This window comes from Longimonas sp. (genome assembly GCF_046498435.1).
In the GTDB taxonomy this organism is placed as follows: Bacteria; Bacteroidota; Rhodothermia; order Rhodothermales; family Salinibacteraceae; genus Longimonas.
This window is the reverse complement of record NZ_JAWOAR010000213.1, coordinates 1-22,529: the sequence shown is the minus strand read 5'-3', so window position 1 is coordinate 22,529 and position 22,529 is coordinate 1. Positions and strand designations below refer to the sequence as shown.

General features: G+C 59.2%; 19 protein-coding genes. 9 read left to right on the top strand and 10 right to left on the bottom strand.

Annotated features, from left to right (window positions below; genetic code table 11):
* Positions 1-72: 72 nt before the first annotated feature.
* Entirely contained in the window at positions 73-3,426 is a 3,354-nt protein-coding gene (locus tag R6U20_RS08065) for a carboxypeptidase regulatory-like domain-containing protein (RefSeq protein ID WP_410337349.1), read from the bottom strand.
* 719 nt (positions 3,427-4,145) lie between these two features.
* On the opposite strand from R6U20_RS08065, the gene R6U20_RS08060 reads away from it, so the two are divergent.
* The 5 genes from R6U20_RS08060 to R6U20_RS08040 all read left to right on the top strand — a co-directional run bounded on the left by R6U20_RS08060 (position 4,146) and on the right by R6U20_RS08040 (position 7,273).
* Positions 4,146-4,556, top strand: a complete 411-nt coding sequence (locus tag R6U20_RS08060) for a high-potential iron-sulfur protein (protein ID WP_410337348.1) — start codon at positions 4,146-4,148, stop codon at positions 4,554-4,556.
* 383 nt (positions 4,557-4,939) lie between these two features.
* On the top strand, positions 4,940-5,536 hold the full coding sequence (locus R6U20_RS08055) for an SCO family protein (protein WP_410337347.1): 597 nt from the start codon (positions 4,940-4,942) through the stop codon (positions 5,534-5,536).
* Positions 5,537-5,591: 55 nt separating this feature from the next.
* The gene (locus R6U20_RS08050; RefSeq protein ID WP_410337346.1) at positions 5,592-6,083 is read left to right on the top strand and encodes a copper chaperone PCu(A)C; all 492 of its coding nucleotides are present in this window, start codon (positions 5,592-5,594) and stop codon (positions 6,081-6,083) included.
* A gap of 9 nt (positions 6,084-6,092) precedes the next feature.
* Positions 6,093-6,824, top strand: a complete 732-nt coding sequence (locus R6U20_RS08045) for a sulfite exporter TauE/SafE family protein (RefSeq protein WP_410337345.1) — start codon at positions 6,093-6,095, stop codon at positions 6,822-6,824.
* Positions 6,825-6,871: 47 nt separating this feature from the next.
* Positions 6,872-7,273, top strand: coding sequence for a hypothetical protein (locus R6U20_RS08040; RefSeq protein WP_410337344.1), 402 nt, complete (start codon positions 6,872-6,874; stop codon positions 7,271-7,273).
* 56 nt (positions 7,274-7,329) lie between these two features.
* Here the strand turns inward: R6U20_RS08040 and R6U20_RS08035 are convergent, their stop codons facing one another.
* Both R6U20_RS08035 and R6U20_RS08030 read right to left on the bottom strand, forming a co-directional pair.
* Positions 7,330-8,058, bottom strand: coding sequence for a CPBP family intramembrane glutamic endopeptidase (locus R6U20_RS08035; protein WP_410337343.1), 729 nt, complete (start codon positions 8,056-8,058; stop codon positions 7,330-7,332).
* A gap of 299 nt (positions 8,059-8,357) precedes the next feature.
* Complete coding sequence (locus tag R6U20_RS08030; RefSeq protein WP_410337342.1) at positions 8,358-9,560, bottom strand: RNA-guided endonuclease InsQ/TnpB family protein; 1,203 nt, start codon at positions 9,558-9,560, stop codon at positions 8,358-8,360.
* Positions 9,561-10,204: 644 nt separating this feature from the next.
* Between R6U20_RS08030 and R6U20_RS08025 the strand changes: the two genes are divergently transcribed.
* The 3 genes from R6U20_RS08025 to R6U20_RS08015 all read left to right on the top strand — a co-directional run bounded on the left by R6U20_RS08025 (position 10,205) and on the right by R6U20_RS08015 (position 12,858).
* Positions 10,205-10,762 carry a DUF3365 domain-containing protein gene (locus tag R6U20_RS08025; RefSeq protein WP_410337341.1) on the top strand — a complete coding sequence of 186 codons (558 nt, stop codon included), beginning with the start codon at positions 10,205-10,207 and terminating at the stop codon, positions 10,760-10,762.
* A 115-nt stretch (positions 10,763-10,877) separates the two neighbouring features.
* The gene (locus R6U20_RS08020) at positions 10,878-11,591 is read left to right on the top strand and encodes a DUF1641 domain-containing protein (RefSeq protein ID WP_410337340.1); all 714 of its coding nucleotides are present in this window, start codon (positions 10,878-10,880) and stop codon (positions 11,589-11,591) included.
* Between the two features lie 43 nt (positions 11,592-11,634).
* Positions 11,635-12,858: an FAD-dependent oxidoreductase gene (locus R6U20_RS08015; protein ID WP_410337339.1), complete on the top strand. Its 1,224-nt coding sequence runs from the start codon at positions 11,635-11,637 to the stop codon at positions 12,856-12,858.
* Positions 12,859-13,221: 363 nt separating this feature from the next.
* On the opposite strand, the gene R6U20_RS08010 is transcribed toward R6U20_RS08015, so the two are convergent.
* The 7 genes from R6U20_RS08010 to R6U20_RS07980 all read right to left on the bottom strand — a co-directional run bounded on the left by R6U20_RS08010 (position 13,222) and on the right by R6U20_RS07980 (position 21,987).
* On the bottom strand, positions 13,222-13,515 hold the full coding sequence (locus R6U20_RS08010; protein WP_410337338.1) for an isoamylase early set domain-containing protein: 294 nt from the start codon (positions 13,513-13,515) through the stop codon (positions 13,222-13,224).
* Between the two features lie 155 nt (positions 13,516-13,670).
* Complete coding sequence (locus R6U20_RS08005) at positions 13,671-14,777, bottom strand: M14 family zinc carboxypeptidase (RefSeq protein WP_410337337.1); 1,107 nt, start codon at positions 14,775-14,777, stop codon at positions 13,671-13,673.
* A 170-nt stretch (positions 14,778-14,947) separates the two neighbouring features.
* A complete protein-coding gene (locus tag R6U20_RS08000; protein WP_410337336.1) occupies positions 14,948-16,276 on the bottom strand; it encodes a type IX secretion system plug protein domain-containing protein in 1,329 nt (442 codons plus the stop codon).
* A 132-nt stretch (positions 16,277-16,408) separates the two neighbouring features.
* Positions 16,409-18,610 carry a tetratricopeptide repeat protein gene (locus tag R6U20_RS07995; protein WP_410337335.1) on the bottom strand — a complete coding sequence of 734 codons (2,202 nt, stop codon included), beginning with the start codon at positions 18,608-18,610 and terminating at the stop codon, positions 16,409-16,411.
* A gap of 115 nt (positions 18,611-18,725) precedes the next feature.
* Positions 18,726-19,658, bottom strand: a complete 933-nt coding sequence (locus R6U20_RS07990) for a DUF3078 domain-containing protein (protein ID WP_410337334.1) — start codon at positions 19,656-19,658, stop codon at positions 18,726-18,728.
* Positions 19,659-20,916: 1,258 nt separating this feature from the next.
* Complete coding sequence (locus R6U20_RS07985; RefSeq protein WP_410337333.1) at positions 20,917-21,108, bottom strand: histone H1; 192 nt, start codon at positions 21,106-21,108, stop codon at positions 20,917-20,919.
* A gap of 141 nt (positions 21,109-21,249) precedes the next feature.
* Positions 21,250-21,987 carry an acetylglutamate kinase gene (locus R6U20_RS07980; RefSeq protein WP_410337332.1) on the bottom strand — a complete coding sequence of 246 codons (738 nt, stop codon included), beginning with the start codon at positions 21,985-21,987 and terminating at the stop codon, positions 21,250-21,252.
* Positions 21,988-22,267: 280 nt separating this feature from the next.
* Between R6U20_RS07980 and R6U20_RS07975 the strand changes: the two genes are divergently transcribed.
* The coding region (locus tag R6U20_RS07975; protein ID WP_410337331.1) for a hypothetical protein at positions 22,268-22,529 on the top strand (262 nt) is incomplete at its 3' end.

The following is a 22,529-nucleotide window of genomic DNA, read 5'->3' as shown; positions in this document are numbered from 1 at the left end:
AAGTAAAGTGGGAGTGCGGTTGTGGACCGCCCCTGGCGGATGCCCCCGGCAAGGGATCGATGCTACACTTCGTTAAAAGGTGTACCGTACGCCCAATTGCAGACGCCAGCGCGAGGAGATGTTCGCCGTATCAAGGAAGTCCTCCGTGATGCGGTCGCGCACGGTGCCTTCGTCGAACGATACAAACGGCTTACCGATGTCATCTTCTGTAACGAGACGGCCTTCGATTTCGCGCCCCACATCTGCTGGCGCAATGTACGACCGATCAGATTCGCCGGTGGGGTCTTGAGCCAGCTCCCAGGCGTTGTTGTTGTTGAAGCCGGAGAACTGGATCAGCCCCCATTCGTCGTTGAGCAGGTTCAGCACGTTCTCCACGACGGCGGTTAATTCGACACGCTGCCCGTCGAAGGTTGCGATTTCCTGGTTGATACGCATGTCCAGGATGTTCTCCCAGGGGTCGCGTGAACTGTTCCGGTCAGCAAATCCGCCACGGAACTCATTCAGGCCCTCTTCGCCTTCGATAAAGGCATCCATCAGATCCCAGTTATCGCTCACGAGGAAGATATCATCCTCGGTTTCCGGCACGTACACCAGGTCATTGAAGCTCTGGCCATCGGCATTGGCATCACCGGCATAGATCCAGCTGAAGGGCGAGCCCGAGCGGCCTTCATAGATGAGGCCAACCGAGGTGGCAAAGCGCTCCAGGTATTGGATCCGGTAGTCCAAGTTGAGCAGCAGGCGGTGGCGGCGCTCAAAGTCGGCGGTTCCAATGTCGGGGTCGTTTATATCCACGTTTTCGTTGAACTGCCAGTTCGAGATCGCCCGGCTGGACGTTCCGTTGTTGACATTCTCGGCGCGGTTATAGGTGTACGAAATCGAGCCGCTGATTCCTTCGGGTACCCGGCGCTGAAGCTGCGCGGTCAGGCTGTATTCGTAGCCTTTATTCGTGTTCTTCAGCAGGAGGGCGTTCGTGAATCGATCATCGGCCAGATTGCGGTTGGAGCCAAATGGGCGCGCTTCACCATAGAGCGGGCGTCCATAGGCGCTTTCGCTGGCCTGCTCCAGATTAATGTTCTCGAAGACCACCTCGTTAATCGAGCTTGAGTAGAGCGCTTCGAACGTTCCCACAAAGCCAAACGGCAGATCCTGGTCAATGGCCAGGTTCGAGCGCCACGTCTGCGGATACTTGAAGTCGTCATCCAGCAGGTTGATCTCGGTGGTTGTAATCGGATCAAGCCCGGGGCAGTCGCCAGGACGCGGATGGTCGAGCGGGTCACCGCTCCCTCCGAAGCAACTCACGTTCTCAGCGTAGTTGCCGCTTCCGTCGACGAAGTCTTCGCCCGGATCGAAGTCTACATCCAGACGCGCAAAGTCGACGCCGGTGTTGCTGTACTGATTCGATATCCAGACGAACGGCGGGCGTCCGCTAAAGATACCGGTACCGCCACGAATCTGCGTCTCAAATTCGTCGCCAAAGAAGTTATTCGAGTAGTTGAGACCGACACGGGGCGACCAGAGGATGTTGCCGCTGGCTACGTTGGTCGTGCTGCGGCCAAAGGCATCGCGGGCATCCGGATTGTCGAGCGGCTCATCTGGAAGCACGGGCAGATCGGCGCGCAGACCAGCGGTCAGCGTCAGATCGTCGGTAGCGTCCCACTCGTCCTGTACATAAAGGCCAAACTGCATGCCGGTGAACTCGGCTTCGGGCTGCGGCTCGCCGTCGAGCAGCGAGTAGCTCAGCCGGTAGGTCGAAGGCTGACCGCGTTCAAACGCAGTGAGCGGATCCACTTCTACCGTTTCGCCGTCGGCGTTTTCGTACTCAAATCCACGGAATTCGTACTGTCCCACGAAATCCTGGATGAAGAGGTTGGAAAAGGTGAAGATCTCGTTGTTCGTGCCAACGGTGATGCGATGATCGCCTCGCGTGTAGGTAAAGTCGTTCGTAATCTCCCAGATATCCTGGTCGAGGCGGTTGGCCTGATTGAAGCGGCCAATGCCCATATTTGCCGACTGGGAGCTGTTGAGGTCGATGCTCACATCGGGCCAGAGCGAATCTTCCACATCGCGCTGATCACGGATGCGGGTGTACACCACACGGGCCTCGTTGAACATGTTGTCCCCAATCGTGCTGTTCAGTTGCAGCGTCGAGGAGTTCTGCACGCTATTGAAGACGTACTGGCGGTTCGAAAAGTCGAAGCTGTTGCGTCCCCGTCCCAGCCCACTGTCATCATCGGCATTCACGTAGTTGTGACGTGCCGTGAGGCGGTTGTTGTTGTTGATATTCCAGTCAATCTTCGCCAAGAACTTCTCGTTGTTCTGCTCTTGGGAGAAGGGCGAAATACCCCCCGGCGAAAAGTCATACTGGTTTTCCGCAATGTCCTGGATGCTTTCCATGAGCTCCCGGGTGCCTCCGATCGATGTACCCCGGCTTTCGTTGATGCTTTCGATCGTACCCGATCCAACCTGAAAGGTATTCGGACCTGGAACATCGCCCACTTGCGTGTCGAGCGGTGAGCTCTGGCGGCGAAACTCGCCGTTCACAAAGAAGAACAGCTTATCTTCAATGATCGGGCCGCCGAGCGTACCTATGTAGTACTGCTCCTGAAAGTCGCCCGTGCCTACGCCATCGAGGTCGCCGGTGAACTGTTCGTCGCGGTAGATGGTGCGTAGCGAACCGGTGAACTCGTTGGTTCCACTTTTGGTAATCGCGTTGATCTGTCCGCCCGTGAAGCCGCTGGAGCGCACGTCGTACGGCGCGATATCGACGTTAAACTCTTCGATAGCGTCGAGGCTAATCGGCTGGGCGCCGGCCTGGCTGCCGGGTACCGCGTCGCCAAGGCCAAACACGTCATCGAGCGTTGCGCCATCCACCTGAATCTTGTTGTAGCGTCCGTTGCGTCCGCCCAGGCTGTTGCCCCCGCCGGACTGCGGGATGAGGCGGGCGAAGTCGGTAAGGCTCCGGTTGATCGTGGGCAGGCGGTCGATCTCTTCTTGCGACACGTTGCGGCTGGCGCCGGTGCGGTCGCTGCTGATAACGGCGCTGCGCTCACCAATGACGCGAACCTCTTCAAGCTCTGCTGACTCGGAGATCAGCCGAAAATCAAGGGTGCGCTCCTGGCCAAGCTGCAGGTTGATGTCCGTTTCTTCCTGTTCGCGGTATCCCACGAACGAAGCCGTTACGGTATAAGGCCCGCCTACGCGCAGCCCGCGCAGGTTATAATTACCGTTCGACTGTGAGGAAGCACCGTACTGCGTGCCCGAGGGCTCGTGCACAGCGATGATGTTTGCGCCGGGAAGAGGCTCGCCCTCTTCATCGACCACCGTGCCCGAGATGGAAGCACGGGTGCCTTGCGCATGCACATCGACGACTCCCATCGTCAGTGCCAGCCCAAGTAGCGTGAGTAGTAACGATCGAGATAACTTCATTGTGTGCGTCGCGTCATGTTCGCGGAATATCGATGCGGCCAGCTGTTCAGGAGGCCAAGAGGGGCTTCTGCCGGTCATACCATGCAAGCGGTCTGCAGGCGGCGTACTGAACAGCCCGGTCCGTGCGTGGTGGTGTAGACAAGTGGGTGGTGGAGCAAGCTGGCTCCATTTCTCGCCGATCACTCTCAGTATGCAGTATGCTTCAGTATGCAGTATGCCTGCTGCCAGTATGGCTGCTGCACGTTCCAGCTTACAGCGAGAACGATCATGAACGGAAAACGGAACCACTATTTTCACAAGCCCACTATGTGCCGGGGTGTTGCAGTTCCATGATAGTTGCTCTGCGTACAGAAGGCAATAAAGATCGCATGCATTAAGGTATGGTAATAACCCCAATTCTGTGAAAAAGCTCTTATATGTGCTCAACTGAAGAATATACGGCTCTCCCCCCCACGCTTTTAACACGGACAAACAGAACCCCTACCCAACGATGGCTCCTTCGCATTCCGTTGTACGGCATCCAAATATTGCAATTGGCCCACGCAACCGCCCCGTCCACTGCTGCGAAGACCCATCTGTGAAATATCCAGATCGTTGCCTCAATTTCGCAATGGTTGCCCTGCATCCGCTTGTGATTACAAATTGAAATTGTAATCTTATGTGTGCATAACGTGTATACCTCCCTCCGATCACCATCCGATCACAGACCGCATATTTCTATGAGCGACTCCAAGGTATCACGACGCCTATTTCTTCAGCGGCTTGGGGCCCTTGGCCTTGTTGGTGCTGGAACCAGCACCCTACTCACGGCCTGCGGCGGCGACGACGATAGCTCGTCGGCTTCGGGCGACGATGCTTCGGGCGACGATGCTTCGGGCGACGATGCTTCGGGCGATGCCGATTTTAGCTGCGACGATGTATCGGGCCTTAGCGATAGCGAGCTCGAGCAGCGCGAAACACAGATCGAAGCGCTCGAATACGTCGAAAACACCCCCAATCCTGAAGAGAACTGCGCCAACTGTTCCTTCTGGCAAGAACCCGAGGGCGACGCTAACTGCGGCGGCTGCCAACTCTTCCCAGGTCCTGTGCACCCCAATGGCTGGTGCAACTCCTGGGTTGCAGCTGGCTAACGCCCAATCCAGTTGCAGCATTGCGGTATCGCTTCTCTACAGCGCACCGGATGCTCGTCGTCAGTCGGCCTTCGGCACTGTGTGGGGATGCATGGATGGACGGTGGACGGATGGATGGTTTTCATCCGCCCATTCACGCTTCCATCTCTTCACCTCCCCAACGAAGCGTGCGAAGTTGGTATAACGACGTAGTTCTTCTCACTCCATCGCCCTGCTCAGCCTGCTGGCTCTGAGCAGGGTTTTTTTGGTTCAACCACCTTTTCTCAAACACCAGCAGCATGTGCATCAATCCATGCAATTTGTGCATGTTAGCAGAAACGCAATTCCTTTCCTCTCGTGACATGTCATAACAATGACAGACTCCTATGGCTGCGGTGCCCGACATGCCTTCTCGTTCTGCTTTTTTCCTGCCTGTGATCCTGCTGAGCCTTTTTGTGCTCACTGGCTGCACCAGCGACAACGATGACCGAATCGACGACCTCTCCGACGCGTCGTTCGATCTTGTCAACCACAAGGGCGATTCGGTCACGTTTCCTGATGACTTTGCCGGACAGGCCGTTGTCGTGGGCTATGTGTACACGCAATGCCCTGACATCTGTCCTATGGTAACGGCCAACATGCGGCAGCTTCGCGACCAGGTCGAGGCTCCCGACGATGTCGCCTTCGTCACCATTACATTCGACCCTCAGCGCGACACCCCTGAGCGCTTGCAGTCTTATCGCGAGGCATACGGTCTCGACGATACCGACTGGCAATTTCTTACCGGCGAGCGCGATACGATCAGCGATCTCATGGAGCGTATGGACGTGCGCGTAGAGCTCTCGCGCGGCTCCTACGATGATGACGATTACCTAATCGACCACACCGATCAGATTTCGCTCATTGATCCGCAGCAGCGCGTGCTCTTTCACTATGGCGGTAGCATGACTCCCGTCGACATTCTGGCCGAAGACCTGGCCACCATCCGCCCCAACTCCTGATCTGCCCGATCTGCCTCTGCGCTCGCCCCCCGCTCATCATCCCCCAGACTCGGTTATGATTTTGCGTGCCTCTGCTCTGCTTGCTACAGCCCTCATTGGTGGGTTTATGTTGGGGGGATGTGGCAGCGAATCCGCATCTAACAGCGATGCCTCATCCTCCCCCACGACCTCGACGGACACGGTAACCGTTACCAATGCCTGGATGCGCCCTGCTCCCGAAGGCGGTGTAACAGCACTCTACTTTGAGTTCCATAATCCAGATGCAACCGCTGACACCCTAACGCGCATTAGCACCCCAGTGTCGGAGCGCACCGAAATCCACACCACGGTAGAAAATGACGATGGCACCACCGGAATGCGTGAACTGGACGATGGGCTCCCTCTACCTGCCGACACGGTAACTACGCTGCATCCGGGTGGCCCACACGTTATGATCTACGACGTAGATGCTGCCCTGACCCTGGGCGATACGGCTGCGGCAACACTCCACCTAAGCGGAACGTCGCACGACGTATCCGCCTCGGTCCGTTCGTCCCCTCCTCAATAGAGCCTACCAATGATCGAATGGCTTATTGCCGGTCTCGTATTCGGCGCAGCAGGCAGCCTGCACTGCGTAGGTATGTGCGGTCCGCTGGTCCTGGCAGTGCCCGGCCCGCGCGCGCCATGGCGCTTCTGGATAGGCCGCCTTGTGTACCATACCGGCCGCACGCTCTCGTACATCACCCTTGGCGGACTCATTGGGGCGTTTGGATGGGCCGTTGCTCTGCAAGGCTACCAGGGCACCCTCTCGCTCGTACTGGGCGTATTGATGCTAAGCGCTGTTCTGCTTCGCCCCGTTCGTCGCTGGGTCAAACGCCTGGAGGCCGCTCCTGCCCGCCTCTTACGCACCCTTCGCGGGCCGCTCCAGTCGCTACTGAACCAGCCAGGCCCCGGGAACCAGTTTGCGCTGGGGATTCTCAACGGACTTCTGCCGTGTGGCTTTTCTTACGCGGCTGTGGCAACGGCCCTGGCCGCCGGATCGCTCGTGCACAGCATGCTTTTCATGGGCGCATTTGGACTCGCCACCTTCCCCGCTCTCCTTGCCGTGCAATGGATGGGCCGCCGTGCCTCCACCTCGTGGCGTGCCACACTGCTCACGTTAGCCCCCTACGGCATTGCACTCGTCGGTCTGCTGCTAATTCTGCGCGGGCTCTCGCTGGGCACGTTCCTCAGCCCCGAACTCCGCGAGGCCGTCTTCTCACCCGAAATGTGCCGTTTCATCCCCCTTGTAGACGCCCCTACCCCGTAATGCCGCTACCCCGTAATGCCGCTACCCCGTAATGCCGCTACCCCGTAATGCCGCTACCCATTCGTTCGCTCTACACCGCTCTTTTTATGGGATGCATCGCGTTGGCGCTCCACGGATGCTCCTCTTCAACCTCCGACACGCCCCCCCCGCCCGACAATGCCACCGTCTATGAAGACGTGCGCGGTGCCTTTCAGTCGCCAGCAACGGGCGGGCGCGACATGATTGTGCATCACGAGCCCATCCCCGACGTCATGGATGCGATGCTCATGACAATTCCGGTTGACCGGCCTGGATCGCTCGATACGCTCAACACCGGCACCCCCATCACATTCGACCTGCATGTCGCGGATGCGGCGATCCAGGCGCGCAACATTCGCGTCTTACCCGACACCGTTACGCTCAACCTCCCGCCCGATGCACCGGCCGACACATCCACCCAACAGCCATAACAGCCCCGCAGTACTTCTGGCGTAGTAATTCCGGCGCAATCGGTCTGGAGCCATTCCTAAATGGCCGGACTATAAAAGTACCAGCCCAGTCCCACAGTAAACGCGAGCATGCCCCACAGAATGTGCTCTACCGTCACCGTAAGGGTCGATTCGGAGCGTGCGTAAGTGCGTGCAAACCAGAAGCCAATGAGCCCAGTCAGGAGCGGGGCGGCCCAATTTGCGAATACGATATGGGCAATGCCAAACGCCGTGCCGCTGGCCGCAATTTTGGCGCGCACCCCGCCAAAGAGCGGGTCGTAGCGATGAAACAAGAATGTGCGGAAGATCAACTCCTGCGGATACACCGAAAGCAGCGGATACGTGATCATGAGCACCAGCCATGTGCGCGTGTGCTCACGCGGAAACGACCACAACAGATCGGGATGCCGCCATGCAAAGATGCCAATCATACCCACGACGCCCAGAGCAAACACCCCAAGCATCGAGCGTAGCTGTGCCCCCACCGACGCTGCATTCCACATGCGCTGCCGGTCGAAGCGGGGATCGAGCAACAGCACCCCCACACATCCCACGGCCAAAAGCAGCAGAATGGGCACCACGCGCCCGCCCAGTTCTGTGCGTTGCGTGTATAGCAGCAACGGAAGTCCCACAAAAAGCACCACAAACTCGACAGCCAGATACACCTGGCGCTTCACAGAAACAGGCTCTCCTGCAGCCGGAGCATCGGAATCGCCTGAAGCCGAAGCCTCAGAAGCATAAAGCAGCGAGCGTATCATATCGTTCATAGCAGTGGTGCTGGTTTATTGTGATACTGTGAGATTAATCACAGGACCTGGCACCGACGGTGCCGATGGCGTTCGGCACAAGTTACCCGGCTATGGGAAGTCCCTGTGGGAGAGCATCGTAGCGTACGGCGGACAATCTCACAATCCGACATAAAACGCATGGAAGCACATTTAGAAATAGCAAGGGCGCCCCCGATGCGATTATTTTTGCACATGCATGGTGTAGACGCTCTGCAGCCTCATTTCGTAACACCTCAATCGTAACATGTTGACTTCTCCTCCGGCTAAAGCCAGGGATTCTACCATTCATCCAGCGGTGCCGACGACTTCAAACGCGTCGGTCTTATCCAGCTATCCGGGTGCTTGAATTCGGCACGCGAAAGCTTTCGGTGCCTACTGCGGTTCTTGGCTGCGTTAATGTCTCTATCGTGATGAGTGCGGCACTCGCTGCATGTCCAGTCTCGCACGTCGAGGGATTTCTTCCCGTCGACGTGGCCGCATTCAGAGCATCGCTGGCTGGACGGGAACCACTTGTCCGCAATGACGAGCGTTCGTCCGTACCACTCGCATTTGTCTCTCAGGCGGCGGACGATCTGATCCCATCCAGCTTGCCCAATGTGACGAGCCAGCTTTCCATTCTGCTGCATGTTCTTCACCGCAAGATTCTCGACTACGATCACGTCAAAGCTCTCCACAAGCCGAGTCGTCAACTGCTCGATGAAGTCCTTGCGGCGGTCCTGAATACGCTGGTGGACTTTTGCTACACGTTTCCGTTGCCGCTCCCAGTTGTTCGAGCCTTTCTCTTTCCGGGAGAGCTTCTGCTGTTCGCGGCGAAGCCGCTCATATTCGTTCTCGAACCAGCGCGGATTCCCGACTTTCTCGCCCGTCGAGAGCGTCACGAGACTTTCGATACCCAGGTCTACCCCGACGAACTCAAGGTCACCGTCCTCTCCGTTGACTCTCGGGAGCTGGCGGACGTCCTCGGTGCAGACGAAGCAGACGTGGCATTGCCCTGCGGCGTTTTTTGTGACCGTGCAGCTACTCGGCTTAGACGGAAGCTCTCTCGACCACCGGATGTTGATGAGTCCCGGCATCTTCGAGAGGCGGAGCTTCCGCTTGCCGTTCTCTTCTCGGATGTCGAAGGCCGTGCCGACGTACCGAGCCGTCTGGTCGCCCTTCTTCGACTTGAAGGAAGGGTACTCGGCCCGGCCCTCCAAGAAGTTGGTAAACACCTGATTCAGATTGCGAAGGCTTTGTTGGAGCGTGACCGCACTCACCTCCGACAGCCACTCGGTCTCTTCCTCCTTTTTCTTGGAGGTGAGACGACCGGAGAGATCGGTAAACGAAAGCGACGCTTCGTCCTGGTAGTAGGCCTTCGTCTTCGTCTCAAGCGCCCAGTTGTACACCCACCGACTGTACCCGAACGTACGAGCGAGTTCTTGCTTCTGCGCCTCGTTCGGATACAGGCAGTATCGGTATGTGCGTTTGATTTCGTGTGTCATACTGCTATCAACAACAGACCTAAACTGATAGGGCTCCGAGAACGGAACCATGAGAAGGGTCCGTGTACCACCCGGCTCAACACCGACAGCCGCCGGTGCTACAGGCCCTTCTCGTGCTCTACTCAATACTATAGTACATCTGATTTGGCTATAGATCATACACGTGTTGGCGCATTGTGCCCTTAGCTTCCGGCAACGTTCTGGATGCCTGTTCCAACGCAGTGAATAAAGATCTCCCCCCCGGCACAACCTCGCACCCGGTGGGCGTCTGCTAACCGAGCGGGAGATGATTCCTCCGGCAGCGGGCGGCGACAGGGGGCAGGGCTGTGCTTGCACTCTAAAAAACACTTCTCTACCGAAAGCTACCGGTATCAGAGCGCTCAACATGACAACCCGTTGGGGAGAGGTCTGGAAGAAACCTTTCAGCGCGAGCCCCTCCCGCACCAAAACATTCAGGTGACGGAGCGCTACCCATTCAGGAAACACTATCTTGACATGTAATTACAACATATTGTCATTACATGTTATGAACATGCAATGTAGCAGACGAAACGGGCCATCCACACGCACCCAAACGCAGTGGCGATATGTGCAGCTTCTCCTTGTTTTTTCGGACAACAGGACTGCTGGCATTGCTGAGTAGTGTGCTTCTGTTATCAGCCTGTCAGAAGTCTTCTGAGACCGATTCGACGGAAGCACGGGCTGCTTCTAAAGCTCGTGTAGAGGCCAGCATTGACGGACTCGACGTGCTTCGCTCCACCCTTGCTCGTCAGGTCGATGACCCGGAGGCGGTCGATCAGTCGACATTTGCTGAGGTCTGCAAGCCCGTTGGGCAGCGCGCCCAGGCTCTTGCTCAGGAACACGGCTGGACCGTGCAGCAGTTGGCTGCTCGCAACCGCAACCCTGCCCATACGCTTGATGATGAAGCCCGCGCTGCATACGAGCGCTTCGAGGAAGACCCCGACTTAAAGCGCGTGTGGCACGAAGACACAGTGCTCGATGGCACCTCGGGGCAGCGCTTCTTTCAGCGTATCACAGTAGAAGAGACGTGCCTGGCCTGCCACGGTCCCGAAGAAAACCGGCCTGATTTTGTAAAAGACGGATACCCTAATGATCGTGCCTACGGGTTTGAACCCGGCGACTTGCGTGGGCTCTATGCCGTGTTCGTACCCGACAGCCTCTTTGCCACTGCACAGCCCTGAGTCGGAACGACGGAGTTGGCATAGCGCCCAGACAAATCTTGACAGGCGTTGTTGTCAGCCAGGCCCTACTGAAAGCGCTTTTTCGACATTTGTTGCACCTAATCCCGAATCCATTATGAGTACGCCCTCTACCAATGGTGCTCCCTCGCTTGAGGAGCGCCTGAACGATCCACAAACCTCTCAGGCCCTGCACCGCATCCTGGATCGCCTCGATGCCATCGAAGAGGCCGTCGACGGACTGGCCACCGCGGTCGACCAGGCGCCGCAGGCTGCCAACATGGTCACCGACATGGTCGATGACACGTATCGCACTGCCGAGGCCCACGGCGTCGATCTTGACGAGCGGCTCCAGTTGGCGTTGCAGCTTACCGAGCGCCTCACGGCCCCCGAAACAGTCGACACGCTCACGCGGCTCATGAACCGCATGGACGACGTGGACCGGCTCATCGACCTGGCCGACGAGGCTCCGCAGGCCGCCAATATGCTTGTCGACATGTTCGACGACACCTACCGTGCTGCCGAAGCCTCGGGGCACGATCCGGAACTGGTCCTGCGCCGCACCGCCGAGGCCCTCAGTGAAGTAAGCGCCTTTGTCGGCTCCGACGAGTTTACTGCGCTCAAAAACTCCGGCATTCTGGATCCCCAGGCTGTCTCGGTGGTCGGCAAAGCGGGCGACGCGCTGGCCGACTGCCGCCGCGAGTGCGGCGATGAGCCGCCGCAAGTAGGGATGTGGGGCCTCTTCAAGGCACTTCGCGACCCCGATACGCGCCGCGCCCTGGGCTTCCTGACCAGCTTCGGCAAGCACTTTGGTCGCAAACTGCAATCATAACCCCCCTCTTCGCCCCCCTTTTTAACATCCAACCCAATACGTTATGAGTACTTCCAGCCAGTACGATGTCGTTATTGTAGGCGGTGGAAGCGCCGGAATTACCGTTGCTGCCCATTTGCAACAGTCCGACCGTGCCCCCGAATCCATCGCCATCATCGAACCGTCAGACACCCACTACTACCAGCCCATCTGGACGCTGGTGGGCGCGGGGGTCTTCGACAAAGAAATCTCCGAGCGCCCCATGGCGGAGTTCATCCCCGAAGGCGTTACGTGGATTCAGGACTACGCCGAAACCTTCGACCCCGACGCCAACACCGTGTCCACCCAGAGCGGCGACACCATCGAATACAACTACCTGGTGGTTGCACCCGGCATTCAGCTCGACTGGGATGGGATTCCCGGACTTGCCGATGCTGTTGCTGACCCGCGCTCGGGCGTTGTGAGCAACTACGCCTACGAGTACTGCGAGGATACCTGGGATACCATGCAAACCCTGCAACCAGGCGATAGCGCCGTGTTTACGCAGCCCGCCACGCCCATTAAGTGCGGTGGCGCCCCACAGAAGATCATGTACCTGACCGCCGATCACCTGCGCAAGCGCGGCATCCTCGACGACGTGTCCGTGCAGTTTTACACACCGGGTACCGTCATCTTTGGAGTCGAGAAGTTCGCCCGTACGCTGCGCGATGTGGTCGACCGCTACGGCATTGACGTACACCTGCACAGCGAGCTGGTCGAGATTCGCCCCGACACCAACGAAGCTGTCATCCGCGGCACCGGCGGTGGCGATAGCGCCCCCGGCGAGCGGGTCGTCTCCTACGACATGCTGCATGTCACCCCCCCCCAAAGCGCGCCAGACTTCATCAAAGAGAGCCCGCTCTCTAACGACGAGGGTTGGGTTGATGTGCACAAGCATACGCTACAGCACAACACGTACGACAATATCTTCAGCCTGGGCGATGCCAGCAGCACCCCCAATGCCAAAACCGGCGCGGCGGTGCGGAAACAAGCGCCCACGGTGGTCCACAACCTGCTTCAGCTGATGCACGACGGCGAAATTACCGCGCCGAAGGAGTACCACGGCTATTCTTCGTGCCCGCTCGTAACCGGGTACGGGAAGCTCGTGCTGGCCGAGTTTGACTACGACAACGAGCCCGACCCGACCTTCTCGTTCGACACCAGCCAGGAGCGCTACAGCATGTATGCCCTCAAAGCGTATGGGCTACCGCAAATGTACTGGCATGGCATGCTTCGCGGACGCGCCTAACCGCTCCTCTGGACACGCATTCACGCCAAACGGCCTGCTTCCTTTGAGAGGCAGGCCGTCTTTTTTTGAGTCGTTCGTCGCACACTGTGAAGCATGTGCCTTCCAGCAGCCCATGCATAGGTATACCAGTTTCGCATGCTTCGTTGAGGTATGGAAGAGTAGAAGGGTGGACGAAAATCATCCAGCCGTTCACCCATTCCCCGTCTATCCCCACACGAGGCTGAAGACCAACTGACGAAGCAGATCCGAGGCCCTGTAGAGGAGCGGTACGTAATGCTGCAACCGGGGTGGGGGGATTCCGTGCTCTCCAACAATCTAAACATTTGTTCTTGACAGAGCACGACCCAGATTCCAGATTGGGGATTACGTATGCACAACGCTGTTCTTTTCGACGTACGGGTTCGACGTGTATTCGTCGGCCTCCGCATCGTTGACCCACTGGTCGCCGTCGACGTAGTATTTGAACTCGTACGCCGAATCGGGCTCCAGCGACACAGCAGCTTTCCATACATCCCGTGTCTTTACGTATTCCATGGGCAGATCTTGAGGCGTCCATTCGTTAAAACTGCCTGCGACGCCAGCGTGCTCGTCTACGGCATCGCCGGGAAGTTCGAATGTAACTCGTACCACGTTTTTGTAGGCGCGTTTCTTAATCATGGGCTATGAATGGTTGGGAGGGAGGTTCTAAATATTGGTCTGTCTATATACGACGACGCGGAATAGGTTCAAGCCCTGTCCCTACCAGAAGCGCTTTCTTTCATGGTATTGTCACTCATTTTGCCGAGATACACAGTAAGCAGGTGTTAGAATAGCTATTGAGTATCAGTATCCGCCTGATTATGCCTCCGGCACGTAGCAATCATGCCGCCGAGCACAGTGCTGTGCAGCGTCATGGCAGTGTGTAGCGGGAGCGGCTGTAGGTCGAAGTCCGACAGCGTATCGGAGGCGCCAGCCGTTTGCAGTTCATGCTGGATGCGGGGCAGCGCTTCCTTAAAGGCGGTGTATCGCGGCGGCGGCCCGCCCACAGGCGTGGGCGAATCGAGCACGAACAGCGGCACTTCGGTCACTACCGAGAGTGGCATGCCGCCCAACGCCTCCACGAACTCCATCGAGCTATCAAGGAAGCGCGATGCCATCTCTGGGTCGTTCTGGGCGCGGAAGTAGGCGCGCATACCGGCCCCGTTCGGGGTTGTCGTGAATCCGGGCCCGATCCAGAAGAAGCCTTTTTCGCCCTGCCGGTTGTGGTCGTGCAGGCCCAGCCCCGCCTCGGCTGCTGCATCACGATAGAGCGTTTGGAGGCCGTCGGTGCGGAAGCTCCAGTGCGGGTGGATGAGCAGCAGCGCCCCGGCGGCTACGCCCATGCCGTGAGCACTAAGGTGCGCGCTGAACGGTCCCTGCTCGCGAAGAAAGCGACTTACGGCTTTGTTTTCGGTGCGCAGATCGGGAAAGCCAAACTCCATGTCGCGGCCCGGCAGTTCGCGGACGCGGTGCGCGAAGTAGGCCTCAGCATCGGGCCAGGCGGTGATCCAGGGCTGGTTGCGGGCTTCGCCGTCGGGGTTGGTGTGAGGCACGATCGTCCACCGGATGCCCTGGCGCCACGAGGCATGGGGTGGGGTGTCGAGCAGGCGATCGACGAGGTAGCGGAGCGTTTCGGGGCCTACGGGCTCGTCGGCGTGGTTGCCTGCGATACAGCTCAGGTGCACGGGTCCCGACCCGGCGGTGATGCCGTAAAGCGGGCGGCCTTCTTCACTGGAGCCCAGGTCGTGGAAGGTCACGCCCTCCGTCTCAGCACAGGCGGCGCGATGCCGGGCGTGCGCGGTGTCGTGCGTCTGGAAGGCAACGGTGTCGGGGGCCATTGCATCGGCGAAGGCATCGCGCCAGGAGCGGGCTTCGGCAGGAATGGTGGAATCGGTAGGCATGATGGGGGAGCAGGTAGTTTGACAAACGAGACAGGGGAAACCTACGACGAACTGGAGGGCGAGCACACGACCGGGACGAATGCCCGGGGCAGGCGCTTGGCCTCTGCATCCTCTATAATAACATACACATGGCTATCGGGTTGGATGCAAATGCCTCCGCGGGGGCGTATTTAACGCGGCGGGCGGGCGGTTTGCACCTGGAGCAGGCGATCGGTGCCCACACGGGCATCGCGATAGTACACAAAGGTGAGGTAGCGCTCGGCGTAGAGCCGCGGGGCGTTCTGCATGGCGGCCTGGATGGTGTCGTCGGTGGTGCGATAGCGATACGCGTGCTTGCCCTGCTTGAGCCGCAGCGTCGCGGTGTAGCGCTGGGCCTGCTCATCCCACTGCATAGCCGTTCCGGAAGGATCGATGGGCCCGTTTAGCCTGACGTCGCCCGGGTCCGACGTCTGCTCTGGGGGGACAAACGAAAACTGCACATCGACATATTCGCCGGACAGTTCGCCATCGGGCAGGGTGCGCAGGGCCGCTCGAATGATCGACTGCCCGCCCAGGCGCGTGCCTTCATTATCCAGAAGACGGGCGCGGTCGGGCTCTATAACGACTCGTGGCGGCCGCTGGGTGCGATCGACCTCTATAATGTTGGTGTTGGTGCGCAGATTCGTGAGGTCGAGCAGCAGAGCAGGCGACAGCGGCTCGAAGGCGTCGGCCCGGTCGAGTTCGAAGGCCAACGCCGGTTGTTCGCTCAGCAGCGGACGCGTGCTGCATCGGGGGGCTTCGTGCACGGCGTGGCGCGCAAAGCAGACGGTGTATCCGTAGGGGTTGCCGCGCAGCTCTTCGGGGGGCGTAAAGAGCAGCGTAGGACGAAGCGGGGGGCGGGCGGCCCCACGCCTACGCAGCGTCTCCAGTTCAAGGTTACCCTCCGCTTGCTGCTCACTCACATAGAACGGACGCTCAAACAGCACCTCGTCGCGGCGTCCCTGTTCGGTAACCCGCAGGATATAATTGCCACTGACAGTGAACTCGATGTCGTTGTTGGGGAATTGATACGTGTAGTGCATGTAGCGCACATCGGTACTCCGCGAGGGCCGATAGTCGAGCAACGACGCGCTGGAAAAGCTGCGCATGTACTGCGAGGGCGACAGGTCGCGGCGCCAGGTCTGGTCGGCATGAATAAAGTAGATGCTGAGGGGCCGCCCGTCGTCCACCAGCAGGTCGAACTCAAGCGTCAGCGGCGTGTCTTCATCCATAAACAGAACCGGCAACGCACGCTCGTCGTCGCCACGGTAAAGCTGCACGGTGCGCACGGTCGAGTCGGGCGTCGTTACCACCTCACGCGGCACGGGGGGTGTGTCGTTGGCCTCGGTGGCATCTTCGCTACTTGCGCATCCGCCCGTCATAAGCGCAAGGAGGAGCAGCACCCCGCCGAGTCCATGGCTCCAAAGCCAGCATGACTTTGTGGAGGGAAAAACGGCACCGCTGGAGGAACACAGAGACATGGGAGTACAGCATGGCATAGGAAACAAGCGCGCGAACGCTCTGCCGCGCGGCATGCGCATGAACGATACGCACCACGCACGGTTCGGATTGCATCGTTGCCACGGCGGCGTCTTGTGCACCCCCGCTGAGTATTAGCCCTTGGTGGATGCCGGGGCGTCTGGAGACGCACAGCGTGCGGTTACCGCTCCCGTGTCCATCCACGTAGCCCGGCGGATGGCGTTGGTGAGTTCCTCGTACAGCGGACGCGCATTGAGGGCACGAGCCACCAACCGGGCGGTGCAGGCCGCTTCGTGCAGAGCAGCGGCATCGCGCTGGCGACGGGCCGCCTCGACTGCCCCCAGGTGGATGCGCAGGCGCCACGTATCGCGCCAGCCTCGCGGCATCTCCGCCGTGCGCAACGTATCCAGATGGCGGGTTCGGTGGAGGCGCACGTTTAGCGTATCCGACGAAAGCGGCGTCTCAAACCTCTGAAGTCGCTGCTGCCACGTAGACCATGTAGAGTCGGGCCGCTGCGCAGAGGCCTCTGCATCGAGCGCCTGCGCGATGTAGCGCGTACGGGTTTCGATGGCGGCTCGCGGCGTATCCTGCTCGGCCTGCCGATACGCTTCATACGCCCGTTTCCACCGGGCGCGTTGCGCATGCGCCTTGCCCGCAAGTGCCCACTCCGAAGCGCCCCATTCTTCAGAATCGCCCAGTGCATGTTGTACTGAATCGGGCTGCTGGGTCTGCACGTGCACCTGGGCAAGCAACCGGCGGGCGCGGGCAAAGTCGGGGGCTGTGTCGATCGCCGTATGCAGCGCACTGCGGGCAGCGGTGGTATCGCCCTGTGCCAGATTGCGCCTGGCCTGTTCGTAGCGAGCCCGAACGGGGATAGGCTCGTACGGGCATGCAAGCTCGAAGAATCCGGGGATGCGAAAGCGTTGCTGGGCGACCGGGCGCGCCTCTGCATCCACCTGGGGCTGTCCTCGAAGCTCAGCGAGCCACCGGTCCGTGAGGGCCTCGATGGAGCATCCGGTTGCTGATTCTAATGTGCCCCAGGCATACGCCTCGGCAATCGCATTGTGGCCATGGGTCTGCGCAACAGATGTGATAAACGATCCAAAGACCGTGTACGACACCCCGCCCCGTCCGGCCCAGAAGCCCCACGGCGTGCCCTGCTGCTGCACCATCTGTGCACGGCGGTCGAGTTCCTCGAAGGGCGTGGCCGCCAGCACCTGATCGTGCGGTGGCGGGCGGCGCGTGGGCGCTTCGAGTGCCACGGCCCAGCCTTCCACCAGCCCTACCGACCCCGACGCGTTGATGCCCGGCAGCCCATACGGACGCGCCATCAGGTGGGCCAGCTCGTGCGACATAGAGCCGTAGCGTTCCACAAGTAGATGCATCTGCGGCGTGGCCAGCCACACCGGTGCTACACTGGTGGTATGTGCGCCCGTGAGCCGGGCGCGGGTTTCGGCATCGGGATACAGATACACCTGAATGCCGGTCGGCGCCTCATCGCCTGCACGGAGCGTGTCAGCAAGACGGGCGCGCTCAAACTCCAGGTCTTCCCCAACACGCGCTACCGTGGCCGAGTCGAGCGCAGCCGGGTCGTAGTGCACGTCGAAGTGCTCGGTGGGGTGGTGTGCGCCCAACGCTTGCTGGATGCGCGTAGGCGACGTGTTGATGCGTAGCGTGTCGGCATGAAGGTAGGCTGCGCTTAATGCCAGCGCCCCCGCGCCAATGACAACGGTTGGCGCCACCGACCACCGGCCCTGCCGCAGCACGTATCCGCGCGCCACCAGAAGCACGGCCCAGAGCAACGTGGTTGCTCGAAAGGCGATGAATCCGGGCCGAAACGGCAGGAAGCGGTCGTAGATAGGCGCAAGCACACCGCCAAACACATGGTTGTAGGTATAGAACTGCGGATGTCCGCCCAGGTCGTAGAGCGGCCCAGCTATTGCGATGAGCAGCCCGATTCCGAGCAGACGCGCGAACGGGTAGGATACGCGTCGGCTGGTCAGCCAGTAGGCCAGAGCCACTGCAAAGAGCGCCGAGCACAATGGGAAAAGCAGGAAGTAGCCGAATCCGGCCACCAGGTCACAGTGCGCACGCCAGAGCCCCGGCATCAGCAGCCCAACGAGAGGGATGCCCAGCAAGGCAATAACGGTGCGGGTTACGGCGTAGAACGAACGCGATGTCTGCGTGAACTGGTGTAGGGCCAGGCCGCCGCTTCCCACAAAAGCGGCAACCGCCCACACCACACCGGCCGGGTAGTGCAAGGTTGCCAGTGGCGGCACGAGCCAGCAGCCCACGACCACGGCTCCATATCCCAATGCAAGAACCCGTTTTGCCATACGCAGCTTTTACTCATGAGCAACGCTTTGCGCTACGCACTGCTGTGCGCCTCCCCGCGAATACGCCCCCTTGCCTATGCAAAATCAGGTGGGTACTAAAGGGTGCTAAAGGGTGCTAAAGCAGATCAAAGGAGACCCCAACCGAAATCACTTCCTTGATTTGCACCGCATCCGAGACGTTTTCGTTGAAGAGCGCCACGAACTCCAGTTCGGTACTTAGCCAGTCGTTTACGCTCATCGACACGCTGTTCTCCCAGGTAACGTCGGGCGGACTCTCTACCTCGTTGAACGAGAAGAACACGTTCAGGGTTGAGCGCCAGCGCACGTTTTCCATGAGACGGATGTCGAGGACGTTGTTCACCTCGGTCCCCGCCTCAAAACGCAGCAAATTGTCGGTAGGCACATCGTAGAGCGGACGCAGCTCCTGGTCTTTGACGATCGTTTGTTTGGTAGCGCCTCCAAACCGAAGCGTGTACCAGGAGGCCGGGTCATACGTCAGACCCAACGACTGCGTGAAAAAGGCTGGCGCCAGAAAATTCGAGACCAGCACCGGCGTTTCGCGCTCTACGTCATCGTCGAACGGGTCTTCGCTAAAGTTGAACCCTTTTACGAACTGCGTGCGCAGTGCCGAGGCAAACGTGGGGTTGAAGGCCTCGAAGAAGTCATCCCCTATGTAGCGCAACGCCATTTGCAGGCGGAGCACATCTTCCGACTTGCGAAGAGGTTCACTTTCCTGATTGATAAAGCCCATTCGGAAGGTGCCCTGATACAGCTGCGCCAGTCGCTCCGTAGCACGTTGGGCTTCCCCATCAAGCGAAGCCGTGAGCGATACCGACCCTACACCGCCCTCTTGCCAGTTGCTATACGCAGCCTGCGACCCCGAAAAGCGCGTGCCCAGCTCGTATGTCCACGGATGCGGCTCTTCTTCTTCGGGGGGATCGGGCTCATCGGGCGGCTCGGGAAGCGACTGCGCGTACGCACAGGGCAGCCCTGCAAGCAGCAGCGCACAGATCAGCACAAAGCGAGTACACTGTAAGTAAAGCGACATACAATGTGTAACGGTTGAGTGTACAGCAAATACGAAGGTGAGGAGCCACCCGGTTGCCTGTCGTAGAGCCTGTTTGGGGGTTCGTTTGCAGGCACGAGGGGGCAGCGATGCGGCGAAAATTGAACCCCGATGAAGGTTCGTAGCACCAGAGGCATGACCTTCGCCCCCAGCCTATTGAAGCCCTCGCAGCGCCCTGATACCGACAGCCGTCGGGTATCTGTTGAACGGACTTCGATGAACGCCCGGGATATCCTTCCGACCACTGTCGGGTATCTGTTTGGCGACCTGTAGCCCACAACTGGAAGCGCAGCCAACGTCTGGTCAGTGTTTAGGCTAAGTTGGAACGGGGCAGAGCCCCTGAACAGCCTGCGTCGCACGGCGGAGCCATGCGACGAGAGGGCTAAACAGATACGCTGTCGGAATACTGATCCCGGGCTAAGAAAACCCATAGCCGGGTAACCTGTGCCGACCACTGTCGGTACCGCTTGCGTCCCCAGTAACCTGTGGTGCGAATGCCATCGGCACTGCACGTGCCCTGGACGGCACACCGCTAAGCACGTACGCCGTCGGTAGAGGAAGTACCCCTCGAGTCCCCAAAACAAGAAATCAAAACGAGCGCTTAATTTCACGCACAGCGCCTGTAGGGATACAACCTGTACGCATAGACAGACAGCGTCTATAATCCGTGCAACTAATCCGTGCAACTAATCCGTGCAACGGGGGCGTGCACGATACCACATCAGATGCGAGCGGGGTGATAAAGCACGCCAGAACCTACTCCTCACCAATGAACCGGATGATGGACAGCCAATCCGAGAACGTGTTGTGCTACAGGCTCGGGCAATATGCAGAAACTTAGCAGACTGTCATCCCGGACAATCCCGACAGCCGTCGGGCGTTGATCCGGAGCCGAGCGAAGCGAGGGCCAAAGGTCATGCCTGTGGTACGCATGAAGTAATCCATGTGCCGTTTGAGGGCGGACTCACTCCGCGAATGCATCCATTAATGCATCCATCCACTGGGGCATGCATCCCAGATCGTCTGCCGACCGTCGTCGGCATCCGTCTGGGATGTCGGCTCGGGAGCATCACCCCGGCTGGAGGACGTCATTGAATAGCAATGCCCAGGAGTAGGGCCCGTAAACGGACGCACTTCCTGGGCATGCCAAACGTGCGCGTAGCAGGTCAAGTCAACACAGCGCGTTGGCCCACGTGCGCGGAGGCACGAAATGTAGCACCGTACTGACTCTTAGCAACGCTTACAGTTCTTCATTCTTAATATCCTGAATTTCCTGGCGAATTTCGTGGGCCAGCTTTTTCAAGGCCATCATGCTCTTGCGAGCGCGCGTGCCTGCTGCCTTATTTTCTTTCTCGTAGAACTTCATGAGGTCTTCCTCAGCATCTTCCACGAGTTCGGTGAGCTGGCGGTAACGTTCTTCAAAGGTACTCATAATTGCGTTAAAGCAGGTTTGAAGGTCCTAAAGATCGGCGGTTTCAAGCGCACAAACATAACCCCCCCCTCTCCCGCATTCAAGCCCAATCGGGCCATTACAGCGTTTACTTGCATCTTTGACGCCAATTTACCCAAAGGTTCAATCCACAGAAGCAATACGTGTCCCTGTAGGCGCATCGCCCTCGAAAAATCCGCGCGTGTTGGTAAGCAGCATCGGCACATCGGCCTCAGCAAGCGTATGCACGGCCTGTTTGTGGGGTATGGTGGGATGCGTAGGGGCACAGACCTCGTGCACGGTTCCCTCCTCGCCTTGCAGGCCGGGCGTATCGTTGGGATGGAAGAGCACCACACGCACCGGCGGATCGTCGGTTACAGCATCGGCGGCAAAGTAGTGGGCCAGCGCCGCGGCGGCTTTAGGCAGGGGCACCTCCTCGGCAATCGTGTCGGGGTCAGGTGCAATCATCGACGAAACGACGGCCACCACGTGTTGCTTGAGCAACGCATCGAGCCATCCCAGATTGCTGGCAGCAGCGATGGTGCCGTCATCGGTACGGCGAAGCAGTTGGCGGTCGGTCCCTTGAACCCCCACCGTAGGCACCACCTGATCGGTGAGCGTCGCGACAATCGATTGGTTCGTTTCGCGCAGGTCGCGCTCTACCAAGCGGCGCTGCTCGTCGGTATCCACTGGCAGCAGTCCGTTTTCGCGCTCTATGAAGTGGCCCTCCGCCTCAAATGTCCGCTCCACCTTCTCGCTGCTTCCGTGTACGATCAGAGCCCGCCGGTGGCCGACCGGATGCTTATGAAACTGCTGGGCCACCGCCTCCAGAAAGAGGGGGTCGCTAACATGTTCGGTATCCAGGTATAAAATGTAAAGCACAGAAGAAAGCAGGGAGTTAGGCTGGAAAACAGGCGCGCATGCCCAACGAGCACGCTAAGTTTCTGGTTCGTCAGGTTCGCCCACCCAATTGCTCGTACGGTCCGAAGGGGATACACAAGCCTGTTATATCATCTGCGCTGAATCATCATACAGGTGTTTGCAATCGGTGAGCGACGAAACTCGCCTTAATGTCGCCGGGGGCGCAAGCGGCACCGACAGTTACCCGGCTATGGGCTGCAAATCCTTAGCCCGGGATCAGGAGCGAAGCGCTGGGAACGCAGTGACCGAGTACTCCTGGGGTGCGGATATCCCGGGCGGCCTCCAACCTAACGTGTACATCGAAGTCTCGCACCTGGTATTATTTCATACCGCGTGTATTGACGATGCGGTAGCTGTGTGCTTCATTGGTACGTGCGCCTCGCACAGCCCGGCCGCTCGGCCCGCTTACCTCTTCGCCTGCTCGTTCCGCCCGACTCCTGCTGCTATGGACGACTTTTGCCATCTGCATTGCCACACTCAGTATTCGCTGCTCGACGGCGCCG